Origin of the sequence: Spirosoma soli (genome assembly GCF_042684525.1) — a bacterium.
GTDB lineage: Bacteria > Bacteroidota > Bacteroidia > Cytophagales > Spirosomataceae > Spirosoma > Spirosoma soli.
On the sequence record NZ_JBHULN010000008.1, the window covers coordinates 146,104 to 166,033 of the forward strand.

Here is a 19,930-nt window from a genome sequence, read left to right on the forward strand (position 1 = left end):
CACTCAGCGAAGTCGTAGCTATAACCGCTCAACCTCGAAGCGAAGCTCGTCGACTAACTGACGAAGCCGCTCAGTGTTCGGTGCTGGTGGGGGCAATTGCTGGCTAACGAAGGCGCGGATTTCCCAGACTTCGAGCACATCTTTCAAGGCCACTTCACGATTGGGGATGTCGGCCCGGTCGGCTACTAACAATAGCGTTCCTTTGACTTTGACCTGGTTATAGACCCGTCGGCAACAGATACCCGACACGTCCGACCGTTCGCGGTGGGTGAGCAATACGTACATCTTTCCATCAATGATATCGAACCAGTTGCGCACAAACTGCCCAACGAGGAGTGCACCAGGAAACGCAAAATCGTCACCAGCTTCAAAGGCTCGGTAGTGCCCTTCGGGCAGCGTCGGCAGGTGCATGGCAGGCAGACGGTGCAGGAACTCAGCCTGCTGATAACGCTGGTTATACTCGCCAAACTGATGCTGCATGACCACCGGAATGGTTGGCGCGACAGCCTGACTTGGCGAACTTGACCGAGCTGATGTACCTGGCCCTTCGTAGACATTGTTAAACGCCAGCGGCTCAGAAGCACGGGCCGACGATGGAGGTGTTGGCACGGGGGCCGCTCTGTGTTCGGGCTGTTGACCAAATAGCCGGTCAACGGGCGAACTTGGCGCTACCGATTGAAAGCCCGTTCCGCCAGTCCGCACAGGCTGAGTTGATTCGTTGACTGGCCGTACCGGGGGCGTTATGACCGGTGGAACCGGCGCAGGACGCGGCTCCCGTATCATTCCGGTCCGGGCTATTCCTGACGAATGCTCATCTTCGGTTCGGTAATACTTATTCAGTACCGACGCCAGCGGCTGTGGCTCAGGCGTTTTGGGCTCAGGCTGGGCAAATATGTCCGGGAAGTCAGGGTGCTGAAATGGATCGTCATCGTCGGAGTCGATCTTGCCATCCGACCGAATGCTGTGCGTTCTTGATTCAGCGGCTTTGCCTGGCTGCCCAAGTGGTATACTCAGATTAGGTGTTTCACGAACTTTGCGAAGATCCTGCCGGGTTAATAACTCAACCGTTGTATTAAAGGCTTTGGCAATGGCCTGCATGTTCTGCTGATTCGGATTGGCGCGGCCTTCTTCGTAGGCGCCTAACAGCGAACGCTTTATATTTATTTTCCGAGAGAATTGCTCCTGCGTCAACCCATTCAGTTTGCGCAGATAGCGGATGTTGTCACTGACGAGCGTCATCCGGTTCGGGTTTACTAAAGTTTCAGCTAAGATATACGTTTCACGTTTTAAATGCCAATACCAACCATTTCACCCTCAAATTTGTACTATTATTGTAATAATTTGACTTGTATACGCCTATAACGAGCACCCATGAATGCTATTCTTAGTGACACTGATCAACGCGATGATCTACGGGCCGCTTTTGAGGCACAGCGTCGCTATGCACCTGAAATGGCTCTGACAACCGCTGAGCAACGGATTGAACGCATCCGCAAGATTCAGCAGTGGGTTCAAACGAACGAAACGGACATTCAGCGGGCCATGTACGACGATTTCAGAAAACCGTCGGCGGAGGTAACGCTGGCCGAACTAATGGCGTTGTATACCGAAATAAAGCATACGATTCGGCACCTCAAACAATGGATGCAACCTCAGCAGCTCCCAACGCCCCTTAGCTTGGTTGGTACCAAGAGCTACGTTCGCCATGAACCTAAGGGTAATATCTTGATCATTGCGCCCTGGAATTACCCTTTCGTGTTGACGATTCGGCCGTTGGTATCCGCCATTGCTGCCGGCAATGTGGCAATTTTGAAACCGTCAGAAATAACACCGCATACGGCGAGTCTCATTAAGCGCATGATTTCGGAGTTGTTTCCGATTGAAGAGGTCGCCGTGTTTGAAGGCGATGCGGAGGTATCGAAAGCCTTACTTGAACTGCCTTTTAACCACATATTCTTTACGGGTAGCCCGGCGGTTGGGCGGATTGTTATGGCCGCTGCCGCCAGGCATTTAGCGTCGGTTACGTTAGAATTAGGTGGCAAATCGCCCGCCATAGTCGATGAATCAGCCAATGTTAAACAGGCAGCCGAGCAACTAGCCTGGGGGAAATGCCTCAATAACGGCCAGACTTGCATTGCCCCAGATTATCTGCTTGTTCATCAGTCGGTTAAGCAGCCATTCATGCAGGCGTTGCGTAAAACACTGACAAGTATGTATAGCCCCGATGGCAACCCAGTTGAATCGTCGGACAGCTATGCCCGAATTGTCAACAGCAAGCATTTTCAGCGCGTCAAGGCGTTGGTTGACGATGCGGTTGATAAAGGCGCGACAGTAGCCATCGGCGGCACGATGAATGCCGATCAAAACTTCATCGAGCCAACGGTACTGGAAGGCGTTACTGCCGAAATGCGGGTCATGGAAGATGAGATTTTCGGTCCGGTACTGCCCGTTTTAACGTACGATACGCTCGACGACGCGTTACAGGTTGTCAATCAGCGCGAGAAACCACTGGCCTTGTACATTCACAGCCGTAACCGCAAAAACACGCAATACATCATCGACCATACCTCAGCCGGTGATACCGTTATCAACGACACCATGCTACAATTTGGTAATGTAGAATTGCCGTTTGGTGGCGTCAACAACAGCGGGTTGGGTAAGTCGAACGGCTTTTTCAGCTTTCAGGAGTTTTCGAACCAGCGGGGCATCATGCAGCGCGACTTCGGCACGATGAAGTTCATCTATCCGCCTTATACCGATAAGGTTAAGAAGCTGATACGCTTCATCGTGAAGTATTTGTAATAGAGGTCTTTATGCTTCGCCCCGAAGCGCACTTCTCAGGCCGTTGCGCCCCCGCAGCTCGATCCGGCTCCGGCGGTGCAGCCATAGCAGTGTTCATTAAGAATAATGGACCGCTGGCTTAGCTGATCAATATCAAAATCCCGAACATGCTGTACCGAACTAGCTACATTCAGCTCAAGCATCTGATTGAAATCGCAGTCGTAAAGCTGGCCATCCCAGCCTATTGAAATGGTATTACGGCACATAACACCCTCAGCGGCCGCTGGGTTAAACGAGTTGACCAGCTTTTCCATATAACCGTCGTAGTTGCCCGATGCAATCAGGTAATCGAGGTAACGGCTGACGGGCATATTCGTGATGGCATAGAGATCGTTGAACACGACACCGAATTCATCGTGCAGCACCCGCTTGAATTGACGTTTCAGTCCTTCCTGCCCTCCTGGCAAAAACGCCCCGGCGGGGTTGTAAACCAGATTTAATTTTAAGGTAGTGCCTTCCTGACCGTAACCGACGGCGTTCAGCATACGTAACGCTTTAACCGAGTCCTCGAACACGCCCTTGCCACGCTGGCGGTCGGTTTTGTCGGCATTATAGAAAGGCAGGGAGCTGACAACTTCCACTTCATGTTGACGGTAGAACTCAGGCAGGTCGTTGTACTTTGGATTAGCGACAATGATTGTCAGGTTACAGCGAACCATCACATGCCGCCCTAACCGCCGAATCTCTTCGACAAACCACCGGAAGTCAGGATTCATTTCGGGCGCTCCACCCGTCAAATCAACCGTAGGAATGTTCGTTTTTGCCAGTGCGGCCAGGCAGTGCTGCATGGTCTCACGTGTCATAATTTCCTTGCGGTCTGGTCCGGCATCAACGTGGCAGTGCTTACAGACCTGATTACACATTTTGCCGAGGTTGACCTGAAAAATGGCTAGTTCAGTCGGACGTAGTGGCAAAAGGCCAGCTGTGGCCATCTTCTCCCGAAAGGTGGGTAGCTTCAACTTCGACGAAACTTCCTGTTCCAAGAGCTCAATTTGTGTTGCTGAACTAGCAAGCTGATGACCAGTGGCTTTTAAGCTTTTCATAAGAGCGAAATCGGACCGCCGAAGCGGAGTAAAAGAATGAAAGAGCGAAAGGCTTAAATCACCCTTTCGCCTTTTCACTCATTTTTCGAGTTACATGGATAATTCTTTGGCTTTGTTCATCATCTGTACACCATGTACCAGCGACGATCCGCCCCGAATGGCTGCTGCGACATGAACGGCTTCCATCATTTCCTGCTCAGAACAGCCCTTTTCGAGCGTATCGGTCGTATACGCGTCGATGCAGTAGGGGCACTGAACGGTGTGAGCAACAGCCAGCGCAATAAGTGACTTCTCACGAGCCGTTAACGCGCCTTCCGCAAAAACGGCACCATAATAGGAAAAGAACTTATCGGCCAGTTCTTTCTGAAACTCGCTGATATTGCCAAATTTTTTCAGGTCGTCGGGATTATAATACGTTTCCATGAACAAACGATTGATTTTGTATATATACGAGTAAGCAATTTAAGTAGATTTTAGCGAGGATTCTCGCATCTGATGTACATTCGCGGTGTCTACTTATGAGAACAAGCTATCTAGCGTGGCTGTTTGGGCTATTATCACTCACAGCCACGGCCCAGTCATTACCTATTCTTGATCAAAACCCCGCGAGTCTGCATTGGTATCGCCTGAAGACTCCTCATTTCCGGGTAGTATATCCTGATGGCTTCGATTCAACGGCCCAACGAACGGCCCAGCGACTCGAGCAACTCTATGAGCCTACCAGCGCATCGCTGGAACGGAAGCCCCGACCCATCTCTGTAGTACTACAAAATCAGACCACCAACAGCAACGGATTTGTAACGCTTTATCCACGCCGTTCGGAATTCTTCGCTATTCCTCCACAAGACCCCGGTTTGCTGGGCACGTATGACTGGCTGGATTTGCTGGCTGTACACGAATACCGACATGTCGTTCAAAATGAAAAGGCGTTGCAAGGTTACGGGCGGTTCCTTTACACATTTCTGGGTAATAGTGGCTTGTTCTTTCCGCTTTTAACCGTTCCGGATTGGTTTGCCGAAGGTGATGCGGTTAGTAATGAAACATTGCTTAGCACGAGCGGTCGCGGCCGAATCCCAAACTTTGACCTGGGTATGCGTGCAAATTTGCTGGCGGGCAAACGGTTCGATTATCCGAAAGCGGTGGGGGGGTCTTACCGCGATAACGTCCCCAGTCACTACGTATTGGGGTACTTCCTGACGACGTACCTGAAACGCACCTACGGCCCCGACGCCTGGAGCCGTGTACTCAACCGTAACTACCGTCGGTTTCCGTGGCCCTTCGCCTTTTCGGCCAGCATCAAAGACGAAACGGGGTTGCGCACGGAGGACTTGTATCGGAAAACGATGGACGACATCACCGAAATCTGGCAGAAACAACAGGAACAGCTGAAGATTACACCAGTAACTGTTTTTGAAAAACAGGCAGAGAAGCAAGAAACGAAACGCCCCGTATTTACGAGCTACCAACATCCTCAGTTCCTGACAGATTCTACGGTACTATGCGTAAAAAGTGGCCTCGGCGACACACCCCGGCTGGTGATTCTCGGCAAGAACAAACCCGAACAGACCATTTTTGTACAAGGCTTTATTAACGATCCAGACATGCTATCGGCCACACCCACAAAAGTGTGCTGGATTGAGTTCGGGTATGACCCACGCTGGAGACAGCGGATTTATTCAAACATTCGCTGTCTTGATCTTAAGACCCAAACGCTCACTCGGCTTACCCATCGTGCCCGTTATACAGCAGTTGCCTTATCGCCCGATAATACCAAACTTATTGTCGTAGAAAATACGGAACGGTATAAGACTCATCTGCTCGTTCTCGACGCCCGAAATGGTACCGTACTGAAAGCATTACCCAATCCAGAGAACGAATTTTATCAGCACCCACGCTGGCAGGATAACCGCACGATTGTAACCGTGTCTTTGAAAAGCGGGAAAAAGACGATTCAGACGATTGATACGGAAAGCAATGCCCGGACCAATTTGCTGACACCGGCTAACGATAATATAAGCCATCCACAGCCCTGGGGCAATTACATATTTTTTAACTCGCCCCGGTCCGGCATCGATAATATCTACGCGGTCAATACGCAATCGAAGCAGGTATTTCAGGTTACGTCGAGACCCCTGGCGGCTTATCACGCTACTGTATCGCCGTCGGGTACGCGGCTGGCTTTTGACGACTTCACCGCAAATGGTTACCAGATTGCCGACATGCCGCTCAATCCAACCGATTGGAAACCCGTTGTTAGTCAGCAAACCTCGGTAGGTGGAGGCCCGCCACTGCGGTATTTTGGCTCTTTACCCCGACTGGAACCGGGAGCGGCCCTGGGCCGACGTATCCTGGCCGATTCTGTGGCGGCTACTACGCCTTACATTCCCACTCGGTTCCGGCGGCTGGCCAATGCCATCAATGTGTACAGCTGGGGCCCCACCGTCGGCAGCACTGGGCAAGCCTTGTCAGTGGGTTTAAGCTCGCAGGATATTTTGAGTACGACACAAATTGGCGCTGGTTATACCTACAATCAATCCGAACGGGTCGGCAACTTCTTCGCCAATTTAAGCTATCAAGGACTATACCCCATTGTTGACGTAAGCTTTCAGAGTGGCAATCGTAACACCGTTATTCCCATTGACCGCAGGCTACCTTATGACAGCGTCCGCTCCGATCGGTGGCAATACAATCAGTTAACGGCAGGCTTCCGGTTACCGCTGCAGTTGACGCAATCAAAATACAGCCAGAGCCTGAGCCTGTCGGCTTATTATAATTATCTGCACATTACTGGGTATGAACTGCCCGTTCGCTATTCTAATGAAGTAGGCTTTGCCGGATCATTAAATACCATGCTCTACGGCTTTAGCTACTCACGTATATTACGGCAAAGCCAGCGAGATGTGGCGCCCCGCTGGGGACAAACGCTGGCTATAAATTACCGAAATACCCCTTTCGGGGGCCAGCTTGAAGCCGAACAATGGGGCGTTCAGGCAAATTTATATTTCCCTGGCCTGGGAAAACACCATTCGCTTCGGTTACGGGGCGGTTACCAACAACAGCTGCCACAAACCCAGCGAACCTACAACTTTAGTGCGTTGGTATTTTATCCTCGTGGGCAGTTGTACGTTAGCGCCGACAAGATTAACGTGGGCAGCGTGGAGTATCGGCTCCCCGTTGCCGATACGCATTGGTCGTTGGGGCGGTGGTTGTACGTACAACGCATTAAAGCAACTGGCTTTTATGACTTGGCTAACGGCGAAAATGCGCGCGCTCAGTACACGTATCGAACAACCGGTCTGGATGTATCCTTCGTCTTTAATACGCTACGATTACGAACGCCCTTCGAAGCAGGTTTCCGTACGGTCTATAACACAACTACTCAGGAATGGCTCGTCCAGCCGCTGGTCATTGACATTGGATTTTAAATAGCTTGTACGGCCACGTCCGGGTGATTGATTGCTGGCGCACGTGGCCGTCCGGGCTACACGATCAAAAAGCCCACGCTCATGGCTGAGTCGTGGGCTTTGGGGTACTAAACGATTTCAAAAGACGGGTTACTATTTGGTCGAAACCTGATCCAGGAATAAATAGCGATTGCGGTGCTGGTCGTTTTCCACACGGGTGTTCACGTCAATCTGCATAAACTGAGCATTGTCTGCGCTTTTGAGAGCAGGCCACTTGGGTAAACCAGCCCCGTTCGGGTTACCGGTTTTAATGAAGTTAGCGAAGTAGTTCTGCATTAACTCTGATACTTTATAATCCTCTGGTGTCCAGGCATACACTTTATTACCCGCCAGATTACCCATTGCGTACTCAATTTCAGCTGAGTGCACCGCCCCCCGAGCTTGCGGCATCTTGTTGGCGTTTGCATCACCTCCCTTAATCACTCCACCGGCCAAACCAGGGGTAGCATTACCCATTTCGGGCGTCATGGCCGGTCTTGGGCGCGAATAGAGGTACCGATACACCGGCTTTCCACCACCCGTTTTCGTTTGCATATCCGCCCACTTCCAAGTACTGTATCCGATAAACCGATCACCAGCCAGGTCCGTAGCGGCTTGCTCAATACCTTCCTCCGTAGAGCCTGCGTAGAGTTTCAGTACTTCATCGGCGCGTTCGCCATACAGTTTTTTTACGGCGTTGGTGTAGTTCTCCGGTGTTGGCTTATCCTTACCCATGATAGCCCGGTAGTTCATTTCTTCCGAGTTCCAGCCGACTAGCAAGGGAACATGAGCCTGTTCGCCAGCGGCAAAGATTTCTTTAGGAGCTTTAGGGAAGAAATAACCGTCGACGGCCGACGGGAAACGACCGTACCCTTCTTTAGCCGTCGCTTCAAGCACCTGCTCGCCCGGCATCGCCCGTAGCTCAGCCAGCGACTTTGCTCCCATCATTTCGGCAAACTTAACCCCAAGTTGTTCGGCATCAGCTAACGTAGTAGGAGGCAACGTACCGAGCATCGACCCACTTTCGCCGATGGCGCCGGCAATCAAGTTTTTCGATAAAGGAGAAGCCATTTGTGCACTCACCGAAATTGACCCCGCCGACTCACCGGCGATTGTAACCTTCTTTGGGTCGCCCCCAAAAGCGGCCACGTTTTGTTGAACCCATCGCAAAGCTGCGTTCTGATCGAGGTAACCGTAGTTACCCGATGCTTTGTGGGGCGATTCTTTGGTCAGTTCAGGATGCGCCATGAACCCAAACACGCCAAGGCGATAATTTACCGTGATGGCTACTATGCCTTTCCGGGCCATGCTTTCCCCATCGTAACGCGGCTCCGACCCGTCACCGGCAATAAACCCACCTCCGTAGAAGTAAACGAGAACCGGCAAGCGTTCTTTCTCTGATTTAGCCGGTGTCCAGACGTTCAGGTAAAGGCAATCTTCGCTCATACCATTGGAGCGAAAATTCATATCGCCAAACACGTTACGCTGCATGGCACGAGGCCCAAACTTATCAGCCTTACGCACACCTTGCCAGTTTTTAGCCGGTTGCGGTTCTTTCCAACGTAACTCGCCAACCGGTGGCGCAGCAAACGGAACGCCTTTGAAGGAGTAAATGCCGCTTGGCTCAACGACACCTTCGAGTACGCCGTTGGCCGTCTTGGCCTGTGGCGCTGAGTTGTTTTGGGCGCTGACCAGAGCAGGCCCCGATGCAGCCATTGCCAGTAAAATGATGAGGGTTTTCATAACAACCAGGTTTACCGAAGAACAATTGTTTTTAAAATGGGAAAGGAGTATTTCAGTTTATCACTCTGTCTCACTCTATTGTCGCAAAGTGAGACAATAGTATACGTTTAAATTGAGACTACCAACCCTTTTGTGTTACTTGCTTAAAATTTTAGGATATGCAGGATACAGCTAATCCAGCGGAGATAAAGCCCGAGGGCTCCGGTTTTCTACCGGGACTGGCTATTGATTCTGTGATTTTTGGATTTCATGAGAGCCAACTAAAAATTCTGATTCTGGAGTACCGGAACACAGGACTGTTTGCGCTACCAGGCGGTTTCATTAAAAAGAATGAGGATATAAATGATGCGGCCCGACGCGTTTTAACTGAGCGCACGGGTCTGCACGATATTTACCTGGAGCAGTTTTACACCTTCGGCGATATAGCCCGGTACGACCCTGAGCCACTCCAAAAAATCCTGGAAGCTAACGGTATCACGCCAACGAACGATCACTGGCTGCTGCGTCGATTTGTGACGGTTGGTTATTACGCCCTGGTTGATTTTACCAAAGCGGTACCTAATCCTGATCGGCTATCAGATCGGTGTGCCTGGTATGATTTAGGTAACCTACCACCACTCATGCAGGACCATCAGCAGATTGTTCAGAAAGCGCTGGAGACGTTACGCGCCAATCTGGATCATAAGCTAGTTGGGCTTAATCTGCTGGCCGAAACCTTTACCATGGCCGACCTCCAAAGTCTTTACGAAACAATTCTTGATCAAAAACTCCACCGTTCGGCGTTCCAGCGCAAGATGCTCAGCCTGGGGATCTTAGAACGTATTGAGAAAAAATACAGCGGAGGAGCCCACAAAGCGCCGTATTTGTATCGGTTTGCCCATGAACCGACACCATAACCCTCGCCAGTTACAAACTAAAAGCCGCCGAATGAACCTGTTCGTACATCCGGCGGCTTGCTGAAAAACAATTTAAACGTTATCCTTTATAAAACACCCACTTCGAGAGTTCTTTATACGACACTTTCTTGCCGTACATCAGGATTCCCACCCGGTAAATGCGAGCGGCCAGCCAGATGGTTCCCACAAAGCCCAGCACCAGCAACGCCATTGATAAAGCCAACTGCCAGCTGGGTACGCCAAACGGAATCCGCACCAGCATAACCACCGGCGAGGTAAACGGAATCATGGAGGTCCAGAACGCCATAGCGCCGTCGGGTTCACGGGCGGCAATTTGCGCAAATGCAATGGCGGCAATGATGGGCATCATAATTGGGAACATAAACTGCTGAGTTTCGGTCTCATTGTCTACGGCTGCGCCGACAGCGCCGAAGAGGGCGCTATAGAGCAGGTAGCCTCCCAGGAAATAGAACAGAAAGCAGCTCACAATGAGCGGAATAGGCAGGGTTTCTATAGCTTCCATTACTTTGGTTACTATAGTCTGTTGAACTTTAGCATCCTGTGCCGGATTCCTCTGCGTACCACTGATAGCCGACGGCTGCACCGCCTGCCGGCCCCGTTCGATCTTGTTTCCCATAACGGCACCGCCAATCGAAAACAGTCCTACGGTTAGTAAAATCCACAGCATAAACTGGGTCAAACCAACCAAGGCAACGCCTACGATCTTACCAATCATGAGCTGAAACGGCTTCACCGATGAAATAATGACCTCTACAATACGGTTGGTTTTCTCTTCCATTACGCCCCGCATGACCTGAGTACCATAAATCAGCAACGAAATATAAATCAGTAGCGCGCAGAAGTAGCCAATCACGTACATCGCAATGGAATTACTGCTCTTCTCGCCCCCATCGCTCAGGCTGATTGTCTGGGCATCAACATCAACTTTGGCATCTTCAATGACTTTCTGCGTAATCCCGGCCTGACCCAATTTGATGGTTTCAATCTCTTTCGAGATAGCCCGTTCGATGTTGTTCTGGACCTCTAAACTTACTCCCTTCTCGGCAAAAATTTGAACAGTTTTAGGTTGTTCAATTACATTTTTGGGAATGAAAACCAGCGCATCGTACCCTTGCTTAATGAATGCTTTCTTAGCTTCTGCGAGTGGCTGTTTTGTGTACGAAAAAACGGTTTCGTCATCGTTCTTGAAACGATTCGCAAACCGGCCACTCTCGTCTACAATACTTACTTTCTTTTGATTTATAGAGCTAACGGCAGCCCAGCCAATGATAGCATAGAACCCAAAAATCAACAGCGGTCCCAAAATGGTCATGATAATAAATGACCGCTTGCGAACCCGTACCAGGTATTCGCGCTTAATAATGAGGAAAATTGTATTCATAGTTGTAATGAGTGAAAAATGCGAACGACTCGACCAGCGGAAGAAAAGTGTCAATAAATTACCTTCTGCTTTTTTAATCGTTTAGTCATTCGTTTCGCCGACGGTTTGGATGAAAATGTCGTTCATGCTGGGAATATTTTCGCCAAAGGAGCGCACGGCCACCCGATCGAGCAAGTGCCGAACGAGATCATTAACAGCGGCATCCGGCGGAATCTTTATGTTAGCCCGCAGAAACCCATCCTCTGTCGGCTGCGTGTTTAGCACGTCAAAAGCAGGAGGTAAGGTATCCAGCGATCCCTGATACTCCACGTGATACGTATGGGTCTTGAACTGCTCCTTAATAGCTCGTTTTGGCCCGTCGAGTACCTTGTGAGATCGATTGATAAGCGCAATATGATCACAAAGCTCTTCGACGGATTCCATTCGGTGCGTGGAAAAGATAATGGTCTTACCACTATCGCGCAGCTCCAGAATTTCGTCTTTGATCAGGTTGGCGTTGATTGGATCGAAGCCAGAGAACGGCTCATCAAGAATGATCAGATCAGGTTCGTGCATCACCGTTGCCACGAACTGTACTTTTTGTTGCATCCCTTTCGAGAGGTCCTCAACATTTTTATGCCACCATGTTTTAATATCGAACTTAATAAACCATGTTTTCAGCTTTTCCATGGCCTGCTTCTCGCTCAAGCCCTTAAGCTGAGCCAGGTATAGCAATTGTTCGCCAACCTTCATCTTCTTGTACAGGCCCCGCTCTTCGGGTAAGTACCCAATGCGTTTGATGTGATCGGGCTGAAGCCGCTCCCCCGCCAGAATGACCTCACCCGAATCGGGAGCGGTGATTTGATTAATGATACGAATCAGCGACGTTTTTCCCGCACCGTTCGGGCCGAGCAGCCCGAAGATGCTCCCTTGGGGTACAACAAGGCTAACGTCATCCAATGCCCGGTGTTCAGCATATTGTTTAACGATGTGATGAGTTTCCAAAATGTTACTCATGAATCTACTAGTTAGTTCAGGTTTGAAAAAGGAATGTCTTATTCATTCAAACTACGTTGTTCTGTTACGTAACACCAACCAATTTACGGATGAATTGCTACTCAGCTAGACAAACGGTTATTAAAAAGCCACAACCCAGCTGGATTGTGGCTTTACTAGACAGAAATGTTTAGTGTGAGTTAACTGTAGTATTCCCGAACCTGGAATAAAAGCAACAGAAACAGTAAGCCCAAAATAACACCCAAGAGGCTGAACGTGAATATGCTACCTACAATACTAATTAGCTGCGCGTAATAGCTGAGCACCCAACCCGACCGTTTGCGGTTAAATAAGCCGGGAAGTGCCAATGCTCCAAGCACCAACCCTACCAAAGACAAGATCATTGTGATCGTATATCCAAATCCAGCCCCAACTCCCCCAAAGAACGAAACGGGCACCAAAGCGGCACCTATACCCAAGAAAGCCAGAATAGCCGGTAGGGTAATCAATAGCAGAATCAACGATACGATTGGCCAATATTTAACAAATCCCTCTCGAAAACCGATCGGAAATTGAAATGGTGCTTTGGTCGTAAAGTAAGGAGCCAGTTCAGACTCTAATACGGCGGACTGTGCCATCAGTTAGGGGAGTTTATATATACGGCAACGAAAATTCGTTTGCTACCAAATTTACCATTTATCAGACTTTCTGTATCAATACCTTTGAGTAAACGGCAAACTGGTTTATTGGACGGTTACCCTAGTAAAGATCGTAAGCAAATTCTAGCTGTAAAACTCCCGCACCTGAAAAAGCAGCATTAGAAAGGCTAACCCTAACAAAACTCCCAATACACTCATGGAGAGCGCACTAGTGAGCACGCCTAACAACTGAGCGTAATAAGTAAACACCCAGCCCGACCGCTTTCGATTAAACAAACCGGGCAATGCCATAACGCTCAACACCGTTCCGATAGTTATCAAAGCAATCGTCACCACTTCTGTGAGTTTATCAGGGTTCGATTCTACTAACGATATTGGCATTAGGGTTATACCAAGCTCCGGAAAGAGCAGATTAGGCGGTAATAGTAACAATACCAGTATCAATGATAGAAAAGACCAATACCGAACAAAAGCGTCACGGATACTAGCAGGAAATTGAAAAGGAGCTTTAGACGTAAAATAAGGAGCCAGCTGTGGTTCCAGTAAAGCAGTGTGCATCATACCAGTAAGAGAATATGGTGTAGATTAAAAAGTTTAACATCTAATTAAACTATGCCTTCTCAAGTTCTTACTGCTATAACAACGCCTACAGGTATCCCTTTTATTAAGCGGTAACTTCTTCGCTCTCAATTGGCTGAGTCCTGAATTCACCTTCCCACTTAGAAATCACACAGGTAGCGACGGCGTTTCCGGCCACACTCGTCGCAGAACGCCCCATGTCGAGGACTTGGTCAATGCCCAACAATAACGCTAAGCCTTCAATTGGTAGATTGAAAAGCGACATGGTACCCGCAATGACCACCAGCGACGCCCGCGGCACCCCGGCAATGCCCTTGGAAGTGATCATCAGCGTCAGCATCATCGTGATCTGCTGCTCAATGCTGAGCGGTACGCCATAGGCCTGCGCAATGAACGCCGTAGCGAAAGTCATGTACAGCATGGAACCGTCGAGATTGAAGGAGTATCCTAAAGGCAACACAAATGAGATAATCCGTTCTGAGCACCCAAACCGGCGCAGCGCTTCGATGGTCTGCGGAAACGATGCCTCCGAACTGGCCGTACTGAATGATAGAATAATGGCCGAGCGGACTTCCTTCAGCAAGGCAATGTAAGGAATACGTACCACCAGGCAAATAACTGCCAAGACAACGAACACGAAGAACAGTAAGCCCCCGAAGAAGCACAGGATTAGATAGGCATATCCCGCTAAAATCCCTAGTCCCTGTTTGGCCACTACAGCTGCGATAGCCCCTAACACCCCAAACGGTGCAAACGCCATTACGTAACTGGTAACCTTAAACATAATGTGCGATAAAGCGTCGAGCGCTTTAATCATAATTTTACCCTGAGCGCCAACGGCCCCAACGGCAATACCAAAGAAGATACTGAATACAACGATCTGGAGGATCTCATTGGTGGCCAGCGCTTCAATAAAACTAGTGGGTACAATGTGGGTAATGAAGTTCTCGAAGGTCAATTTTTGCACTTCAACCCCCGTATCAGTTCCTTTGGCCGGCAGCGGCAGGCTCATGACCTCACCGGGCTTCATGATGTTAACAACCAGTAAGCCAACGACCAGCGACAGAATTGTGGCAAAATAGAAGTAGGCCAGTGTTTTCAGGCCGATCCGACCGACCGTACCAAAGTCACCCAGCTTGGCAATGCCGACTACCAACGTAGCAAAGACAAGCGGCCCAATAATCATTTTGATGAGCCGGAGAAAGATTTTGGACAAGATATTCAGGTCACTACCCGAAAAGCCAGAGCCGGTATCTGGAAAGAAATAGCCGATGGCAATGCCGAGCACCATGCCCAGAAAAATACGAGTTGTCAGGTTGGGTAGTTTCATGCAATTGATTAAGTAGCCGTATCAACAAAAGTAACGGAATGTTGGCAGTTCAAAAAGCGGCCCAAGGCAAGCAAGTCAGCGGTTGCCTGTAAATGATGCTATTTGTGCCACATATTAGACCGCTGATTCTTATGATTAGTATGGTTTACACTGATTATTCGAATGAATGCATGGAAGACTCAAGCGGTTTATTGAATTAAATCATCAGAAATCTTACAGATCGTAAGAATCAGCGGTCTATCGCTACACAATTCGTCAATGTATACTTTTTACGTACTATCAACGTATCGTTTATAGCTTAGCGTTCGCGTTTAAACACTCGGCGATAAATAGGCTTGCGATAAGCAAATTGCAACCACATAAGCGGATAGATAAGGTAATCTGTCAGGATAAAAGGCGTTCGGAACGTAATATCATCAACAACAATTGTTTGTTGTTTGTCGGAAGGATCACGCAGTAAACGATGATGATGTTGCCAGTAAGATAAGAAGAAAGGCAATCGGGTGCCTTTATCGACAAAGTATATTTCGTTTTCCGTGGTTTGCTGGTCCGTTATCAGGCTAATCCAATCCTGGCGAAAAAGCAAGAAATTGAGCCGTAAATGCACTACATCTCCTGGCAGGCACCCATCAAAACGAACCACCTTAACGGGCGGAAACGGTGGGCTAAGCTGATCGAACAAGGCTCGGTCAAAACCGGCCCAAACTGTAGGCAGCCCCTGCCCAACCCGGGTTTTAAGGATAAGATTCATAAAGTACTAACCATCTGTTAAAGAGCAGGCTCCAAGAAAAAAACCTACCGTTTAATAAAAAATAATACCGTAAAATTGATAAGTACAGCAATAAAGTCGAATTTGACCATCTGTTTTCGGCTTCATACGAGCCGATTCGGGCATAATCTAGTCGGCTTATGAATCGGTTTGAGAGGTGGTCAGTACGGGTGTTTTTCATGAGCTTGCTTAGCTGTTCAGTTCCGCTAGCTGCTAATGTACCAACCCCCGAATATATTACGGTACGTGATGGCCTTCCTCAGGGTTTTATTAAATCCCTCATTCAGGACCGGCGTGGTTTCATCTGGCTCGCTACGCGCGATGGTTTATGCCGCTACGATGGCGTCCGCTTCCGCATCTACACGCACGACGCCCGACAGCCTAAGTCCCTTTCTTTCAGCAGCATTCTAAACATTAAAGAAGACGTTGCCGGCAAACTATGGGTCAGTACCGAAGACAACAATATCGATTATTTTGACCCGGTTACCGAACAGTGCAAACGTGTTTCTGACTCTCCCCATTTTCGCCAGGCAATGGGTCGTCATCAACTAATCGGCATCCATCCTGATCGGCAGGGGAACATTTGGGTAGCCACCCAAACTAACGGATTTTTTCGACTCAACGCTGATGGTACAATCTCACACCGGCACTGGGCTATTAAAAAAGATACCGTCCAGCGGTTCATCCGGGCTTTGTTACTTGACAAAAAAGGTCGCCCCTGGCTAGCGGCCCGGGATGGCCTCTATCATTATCACCCAGAGACTGAACAATTTACAGGCTTCAGCATAGCTCAAGGATTACCACAGAACGATGTAGGTAACCTTCATGAACGGGCTAATGGTGAGTTAATGCTTGGTTTCCCTGGTCGTTTTGCCTTATTCGACCCCCAAAATGGCCTCGTTCGTCAAGTTATTTCGCTGCCCGGCAATCCCACCAAAACGCCATTGTTTGCTAAAGACTACCGCGGAACAGACTATATCGACCAAAATCGATACACCAATAAGACTGGTTTGGTCCCGTTACCCCCTGACCCAAAGCTAGCCCGGTTCCCGGCGTTGTCGATGATGGCTGACCGTTCTAATGTTCTTTGGATCGGTCTTGATGGCGACGGCGTCATAAAATATGACCTTAATCCCCGACCTTTTCGTGCCTGGCCTTACGTCAGCAACTTCCATACTGACTGGCTCAATCAACAATTAGGCGTTCCCTTAAGCGTAATTCCAGCCGCCATCCGGCAGCAGTCTTCTTTCTACATTCGCTCCCAGTTTGACCGACGTAAAGCATTGTGGCTTAGTAGCCCAGAAACAGTGCCTTATCGTTATGATGAGATTAACAGATCGTTCACGGCTGTAAAACCAGCTGGCATAGAACCCCGATGGTTGCCTAATGGTCTATTCAGGCTGCCAGTTTTGGCTACAGGTTCTCAGGGTGAACTGTGGGGCTTGCTGGGGCCAAATGGTCAGGCTGTAGTTCGTCATAATCCCGAACTGGAAACGTTCACAGCCTTTCCTTTACCATTGCCCCCTAATCACCCCTATGAAATTCAGGCGATGACCGTTGATGGTGGCCGTATCTACATGGCTACAAAGCACCACGGTTTGCTCAGGGCCGACCTTTCTACCAGGCGTTTAATCCGGTGGCGCGCCGGTGGGACCGACTCCCGAGCCCTGCCTAACGATGCGCTGTTATGTCTGGCCCAAGACCCAACCCAGTATAACCATCTCTGGATTGGCACCTTCGGGAGTGGTTTATGTCAGCTCGACAAGATGACTGGCCAAATAAAGCAGTTTACAACCGCTCAGGGTCTCCCGAATAACGTTATTTATACTATTTTGCCCGATGGGCACGGCCACCTTTGGTTAAGTACCAACCGAGGTTTATGCCGTTTCGATAGCCGGACCTACGAAGTCAGGAATTATACTACTGACGACGGCTTACCAAGTGAAGAGTTTAACCGGTTTCATGACATTGTATTACCCGATGGACGGCTGGTGTTCGGCGGCATCGGCGGCTATACCGTTTTTGACCCTAGCCGGATTAGTGAGGACTCGTTTAAACCGGTGGTTGCACTGACATCCCTACGGATTAACAACCAACCCGTACAGGCTAATACGGTTGACTCACCTATTCAACGGGATATCAACGAAACCGCCGAGATTGAGCTTGATTATCACCAGAACTTCTTATCCTTTGACTTTGCTGCCCTTCAATTTAATCAGAGCGGCAAAAACCAGTACCGCTACAAGCTAATAGGTCTTGACAACGACTGGGTATACAGTGGTAGTCAGGCCACGGCTACCTATACGAAGCTCCCCCCGGCCACCTATACGTTTGTTGTCAATGCCTCAAACACTTCGGGCATCTGGAGTCCGCATACGCGCCAGATACGCGTTGTTATCAGACCACCTGTTTGGTCAACCTGGTGGGCGTATCTACTTTACCTACTACTCTTGCTCGGAGCCATTGCCCTGTTCTTGCGGGTCCGCATTCACCGAATCCGTTTGAAAAGCCGGATGGAACTGCGTGAACAGGAAACCATACAACTGAAACATCTGGATGAAGTTAAAACGCGATTCTTTGCAAACATAACCCATGAGTTCCGAACGCCATTAACCTTAATTCTAACACCGTTAGAACAACTTTTAAACGATAATAAAGCCGATTTGCAGCAGCACAACCGGTTGACACTCATTTATCGAAATGCAAACCGGCTCTTGCGTTTAATCAACGAGTTGCTCGATTTAGCCAAGCTTGACGCGGGTAGTTTGAAAGTTACTCCTACCCCAGGTGATCTCCCAGAATTTGTCGATCGAACCGTTCAGGAGTTTAAGGAAGAAGCACAACGGAAGCATATTCAATTGCTCATAAACAACCAACTGAGCCAGCCCTTTTATTGGTTTGATACGGACAAGCTCGAAAAGATACTTAACAACTTGTTATACAATGCCCTAAAGTTTACGAAGGAAAACGGTTCTGTGACCGTAACGACTTCATTAGGCCACGAGCTGATCAACCCAGGCATTATCAGCTTAGGCGTCACTGAACGTATCCGACTAGTCGTTCAAGACACGGGCACCGGTATTGATAGTCAAAAATTACCGCATATTTTCAACCGATTTTATCAGGTCGACCCACTAGCCGAAGGTTCTGTAAATGGCTCAGGTATTGGCTTAGCGCTGGTAAAGGAGTTAGTTGAGATAATGCATGGCACGGCTTCAGTAACCAGTCAGCCTGACGAGGGGACTACGTTTGTTATTGAACTCCCGTGTCGTCCAGCCCTGGCTTCAACCGTATCTGCCAATTCGAATAGCACTCCGTTTACCGACACAGCAGATAACCTCAACTCAGCCGCCGACGTAAATGCCCCCCGGCTATTGCTAGTGGAAGATAACGACGACATTGCCGAATACATCATGTCTATTCTGACTACTGAATGGCGGGTTCATCGGGTCAACAATGGACAGGCAGGGTTAGACGCTGCCATTGCCAATGGACCAGACCTGATCATTAGTGATGTATTGATGCCCGAAATGAACGGCTATGAGTTGTGTCGTCAACTAAAGGGCAATCCCGTGACGAGTCATATTCCTATTTTATTGCTCACCGCTAAGGCTGCTATAGAAAGCCGCATTGAAGGCTTAACTGCAGGCGCGGATGATTACTTGTCTAAACCATTTCAGGTAGACGAATTACGTGGGCGCGTCCGCAACCGCCTGGAGCAGCAACAACGAATGCGCCAGCATTACCGCGTTCAGTTAATTCGGGAAGGGCACCTGCCAGCCACGAGTCAAGCGCCAGAAGATGATTTCATGAATCGGGTGTATGCCGTTTTAGAAGCTCGTCTGGATGATTCAACGTTTGGCGTTGAACCATTGGCCACAGTCATTGGCATGAGTCGGATGCACCTTAACCGAAAGATCAAAGCTATGACGGGCATGACCCCCAACGAACTGATCCGGGTCGTTCGGCTTAACCGAGCGGCAGAACTGCTGCTAACTGGCGCTTCGGTTTCTGAGGTTGCTGACCTCGTTGGCTTTGATACACCTGCTTACTTCTCTAAAGTGTTCAAAGAACACTATCATCTGACCCCTTCAGAGTACGTTGAAAAGAACCGGCAAGAAGTCCTTTAGTCTGCTTATTTTTATCAGATTACTTCAAATTAGAAGTAACTGTATAACTCTGGCAGGTAAAAAGGTGTATACGAATGGCTGTTAATGAGCCCGTTACACGAACAACTACACAATTTATCC

Annotated in this window: 14 protein-coding genes; 4 read left to right on the plus strand and 10 right to left on the minus strand. The window is 49.1% G+C overall.

Annotation, left to right across the window (positions count from 1 at the left end; genetic code table 11):
• Nucleotides 1-18: 18 nt before the first annotated feature.
• Complete coding sequence (locus ACFSUS_RS14705) at nt 19-1,239, minus strand: helix-turn-helix domain-containing protein (protein WP_381523802.1); 1,221 nt, start codon at nt 1,237-1,239, stop codon at nt 19-21.
• A gap of 132 nt (nt 1,240-1,371) precedes the next feature.
• Here ACFSUS_RS14705 and ACFSUS_RS14710 point away from each other — a divergent pair, with 132 nt between their 5' ends.
• On the plus strand, nt 1,372-2,802 hold the full coding sequence (locus ACFSUS_RS14710) for an aldehyde dehydrogenase family protein (protein WP_381523803.1): 1,431 nt from the start codon (nt 1,372-1,374) through the stop codon (nt 2,800-2,802).
• Between the two features lie 35 nt (nt 2,803-2,837).
• On the opposite strand, the gene arsS is transcribed toward ACFSUS_RS14710, so the two are convergent.
• Nucleotides 2,838-3,884 (minus strand): arsenosugar biosynthesis radical SAM (seleno)protein ArsS, encoded by a 1,047-nt coding sequence (gene arsS / locus ACFSUS_RS14715; RefSeq protein WP_381523806.1) that lies wholly within the window; start codon nt 3,882-3,884, stop codon nt 2,838-2,840.
• Nucleotides 3,885-3,974: 90 nt separating this feature from the next.
• Nucleotides 3,975-4,307, minus strand: coding sequence for an arsenosugar biosynthesis-associated peroxidase-like protein (locus ACFSUS_RS14720; RefSeq protein WP_381523808.1), 333 nt, complete (start codon nt 4,305-4,307; stop codon nt 3,975-3,977).
• A 95-nt stretch (nt 4,308-4,402) separates the two neighbouring features.
• On the opposite strand from ACFSUS_RS14720, the gene ACFSUS_RS14725 reads away from it, so the two are divergent.
• The gene (locus ACFSUS_RS14725) at nt 4,403-7,309 is read left to right on the plus strand and encodes a hypothetical protein (RefSeq protein ID WP_381523810.1); all 2,907 of its coding nucleotides are present in this window, start codon (nt 4,403-4,405) and stop codon (nt 7,307-7,309) included.
• Between the two features lie 132 nt (nt 7,310-7,441).
• On the opposite strand, the gene ACFSUS_RS14730 is transcribed toward ACFSUS_RS14725, so the two are convergent.
• Nucleotides 7,442-9,070 carry a carboxylesterase/lipase family protein gene (locus ACFSUS_RS14730; protein ID WP_381523812.1) on the minus strand — a complete coding sequence of 543 codons (1,629 nt, stop codon included), beginning with the start codon at nt 9,068-9,070 and terminating at the stop codon, nt 7,442-7,444.
• 158 nt (nt 9,071-9,228) lie between these two features.
• On the opposite strand from ACFSUS_RS14730, the gene ACFSUS_RS14735 reads away from it, so the two are divergent.
• Nucleotides 9,229-9,966, plus strand: a complete 738-nt coding sequence (locus ACFSUS_RS14735) for an NUDIX hydrolase (protein WP_381523814.1) — start codon at nt 9,229-9,231, stop codon at nt 9,964-9,966.
• Between the two features lie 79 nt (nt 9,967-10,045).
• Here the strand turns inward: ACFSUS_RS14735 and ACFSUS_RS14740 are convergent, their stop codons facing one another.
• The 6 genes from ACFSUS_RS14740 to ACFSUS_RS14765 all read right to left on the minus strand — a co-directional run bounded on the left by ACFSUS_RS14740 (nt 10,046) and on the right by ACFSUS_RS14765 (nt 15,662).
• Nucleotides 10,046-11,368: an ABC transporter permease gene (locus tag ACFSUS_RS14740; RefSeq protein WP_381523815.1), complete on the minus strand. Its 1,323-nt coding sequence runs from the start codon at nt 11,366-11,368 to the stop codon at nt 10,046-10,048.
• Nucleotides 11,369-11,449: 81 nt separating this feature from the next.
• Complete coding sequence (locus tag ACFSUS_RS14745; RefSeq protein WP_381523816.1) at nt 11,450-12,364, minus strand: ABC transporter ATP-binding protein; 915 nt, start codon at nt 12,362-12,364, stop codon at nt 11,450-11,452.
• 179 nt (nt 12,365-12,543) lie between these two features.
• Nucleotides 12,544-12,981 carry a chromate transporter gene (locus ACFSUS_RS14750; RefSeq protein ID WP_381523818.1) on the minus strand — a complete coding sequence of 146 codons (438 nt, stop codon included), beginning with the start codon at nt 12,979-12,981 and terminating at the stop codon, nt 12,544-12,546.
• 144 nt (nt 12,982-13,125) lie between these two features.
• Nucleotides 13,126-13,563: a chromate transporter gene (locus ACFSUS_RS14755; RefSeq protein WP_381523819.1), complete on the minus strand. Its 438-nt coding sequence runs from the start codon at nt 13,561-13,563 to the stop codon at nt 13,126-13,128.
• A gap of 103 nt (nt 13,564-13,666) precedes the next feature.
• Nucleotides 13,667-14,911 (minus strand): dicarboxylate/amino acid:cation symporter, encoded by a 1,245-nt coding sequence (locus ACFSUS_RS14760; RefSeq protein WP_381523821.1) that lies wholly within the window; start codon nt 14,909-14,911, stop codon nt 13,667-13,669.
• 298 nt (nt 14,912-15,209) lie between these two features.
• Nucleotides 15,210-15,662 carry an SRPBCC family protein gene (locus ACFSUS_RS14765; protein WP_381523823.1) on the minus strand — a complete coding sequence of 151 codons (453 nt, stop codon included), beginning with the start codon at nt 15,660-15,662 and terminating at the stop codon, nt 15,210-15,212.
• Nucleotides 15,663-15,820: 158 nt separating this feature from the next.
• Between ACFSUS_RS14765 and ACFSUS_RS14770 the strand changes: the two genes are divergently transcribed.
• Nucleotides 15,821-19,810, plus strand: a complete 3,990-nt coding sequence (locus ACFSUS_RS14770) for a hybrid sensor histidine kinase/response regulator transcription factor (RefSeq protein ID WP_381523824.1) — start codon at nt 15,821-15,823, stop codon at nt 19,808-19,810.
• Nucleotides 19,811-19,930 lie beyond the last annotated feature (120 nt).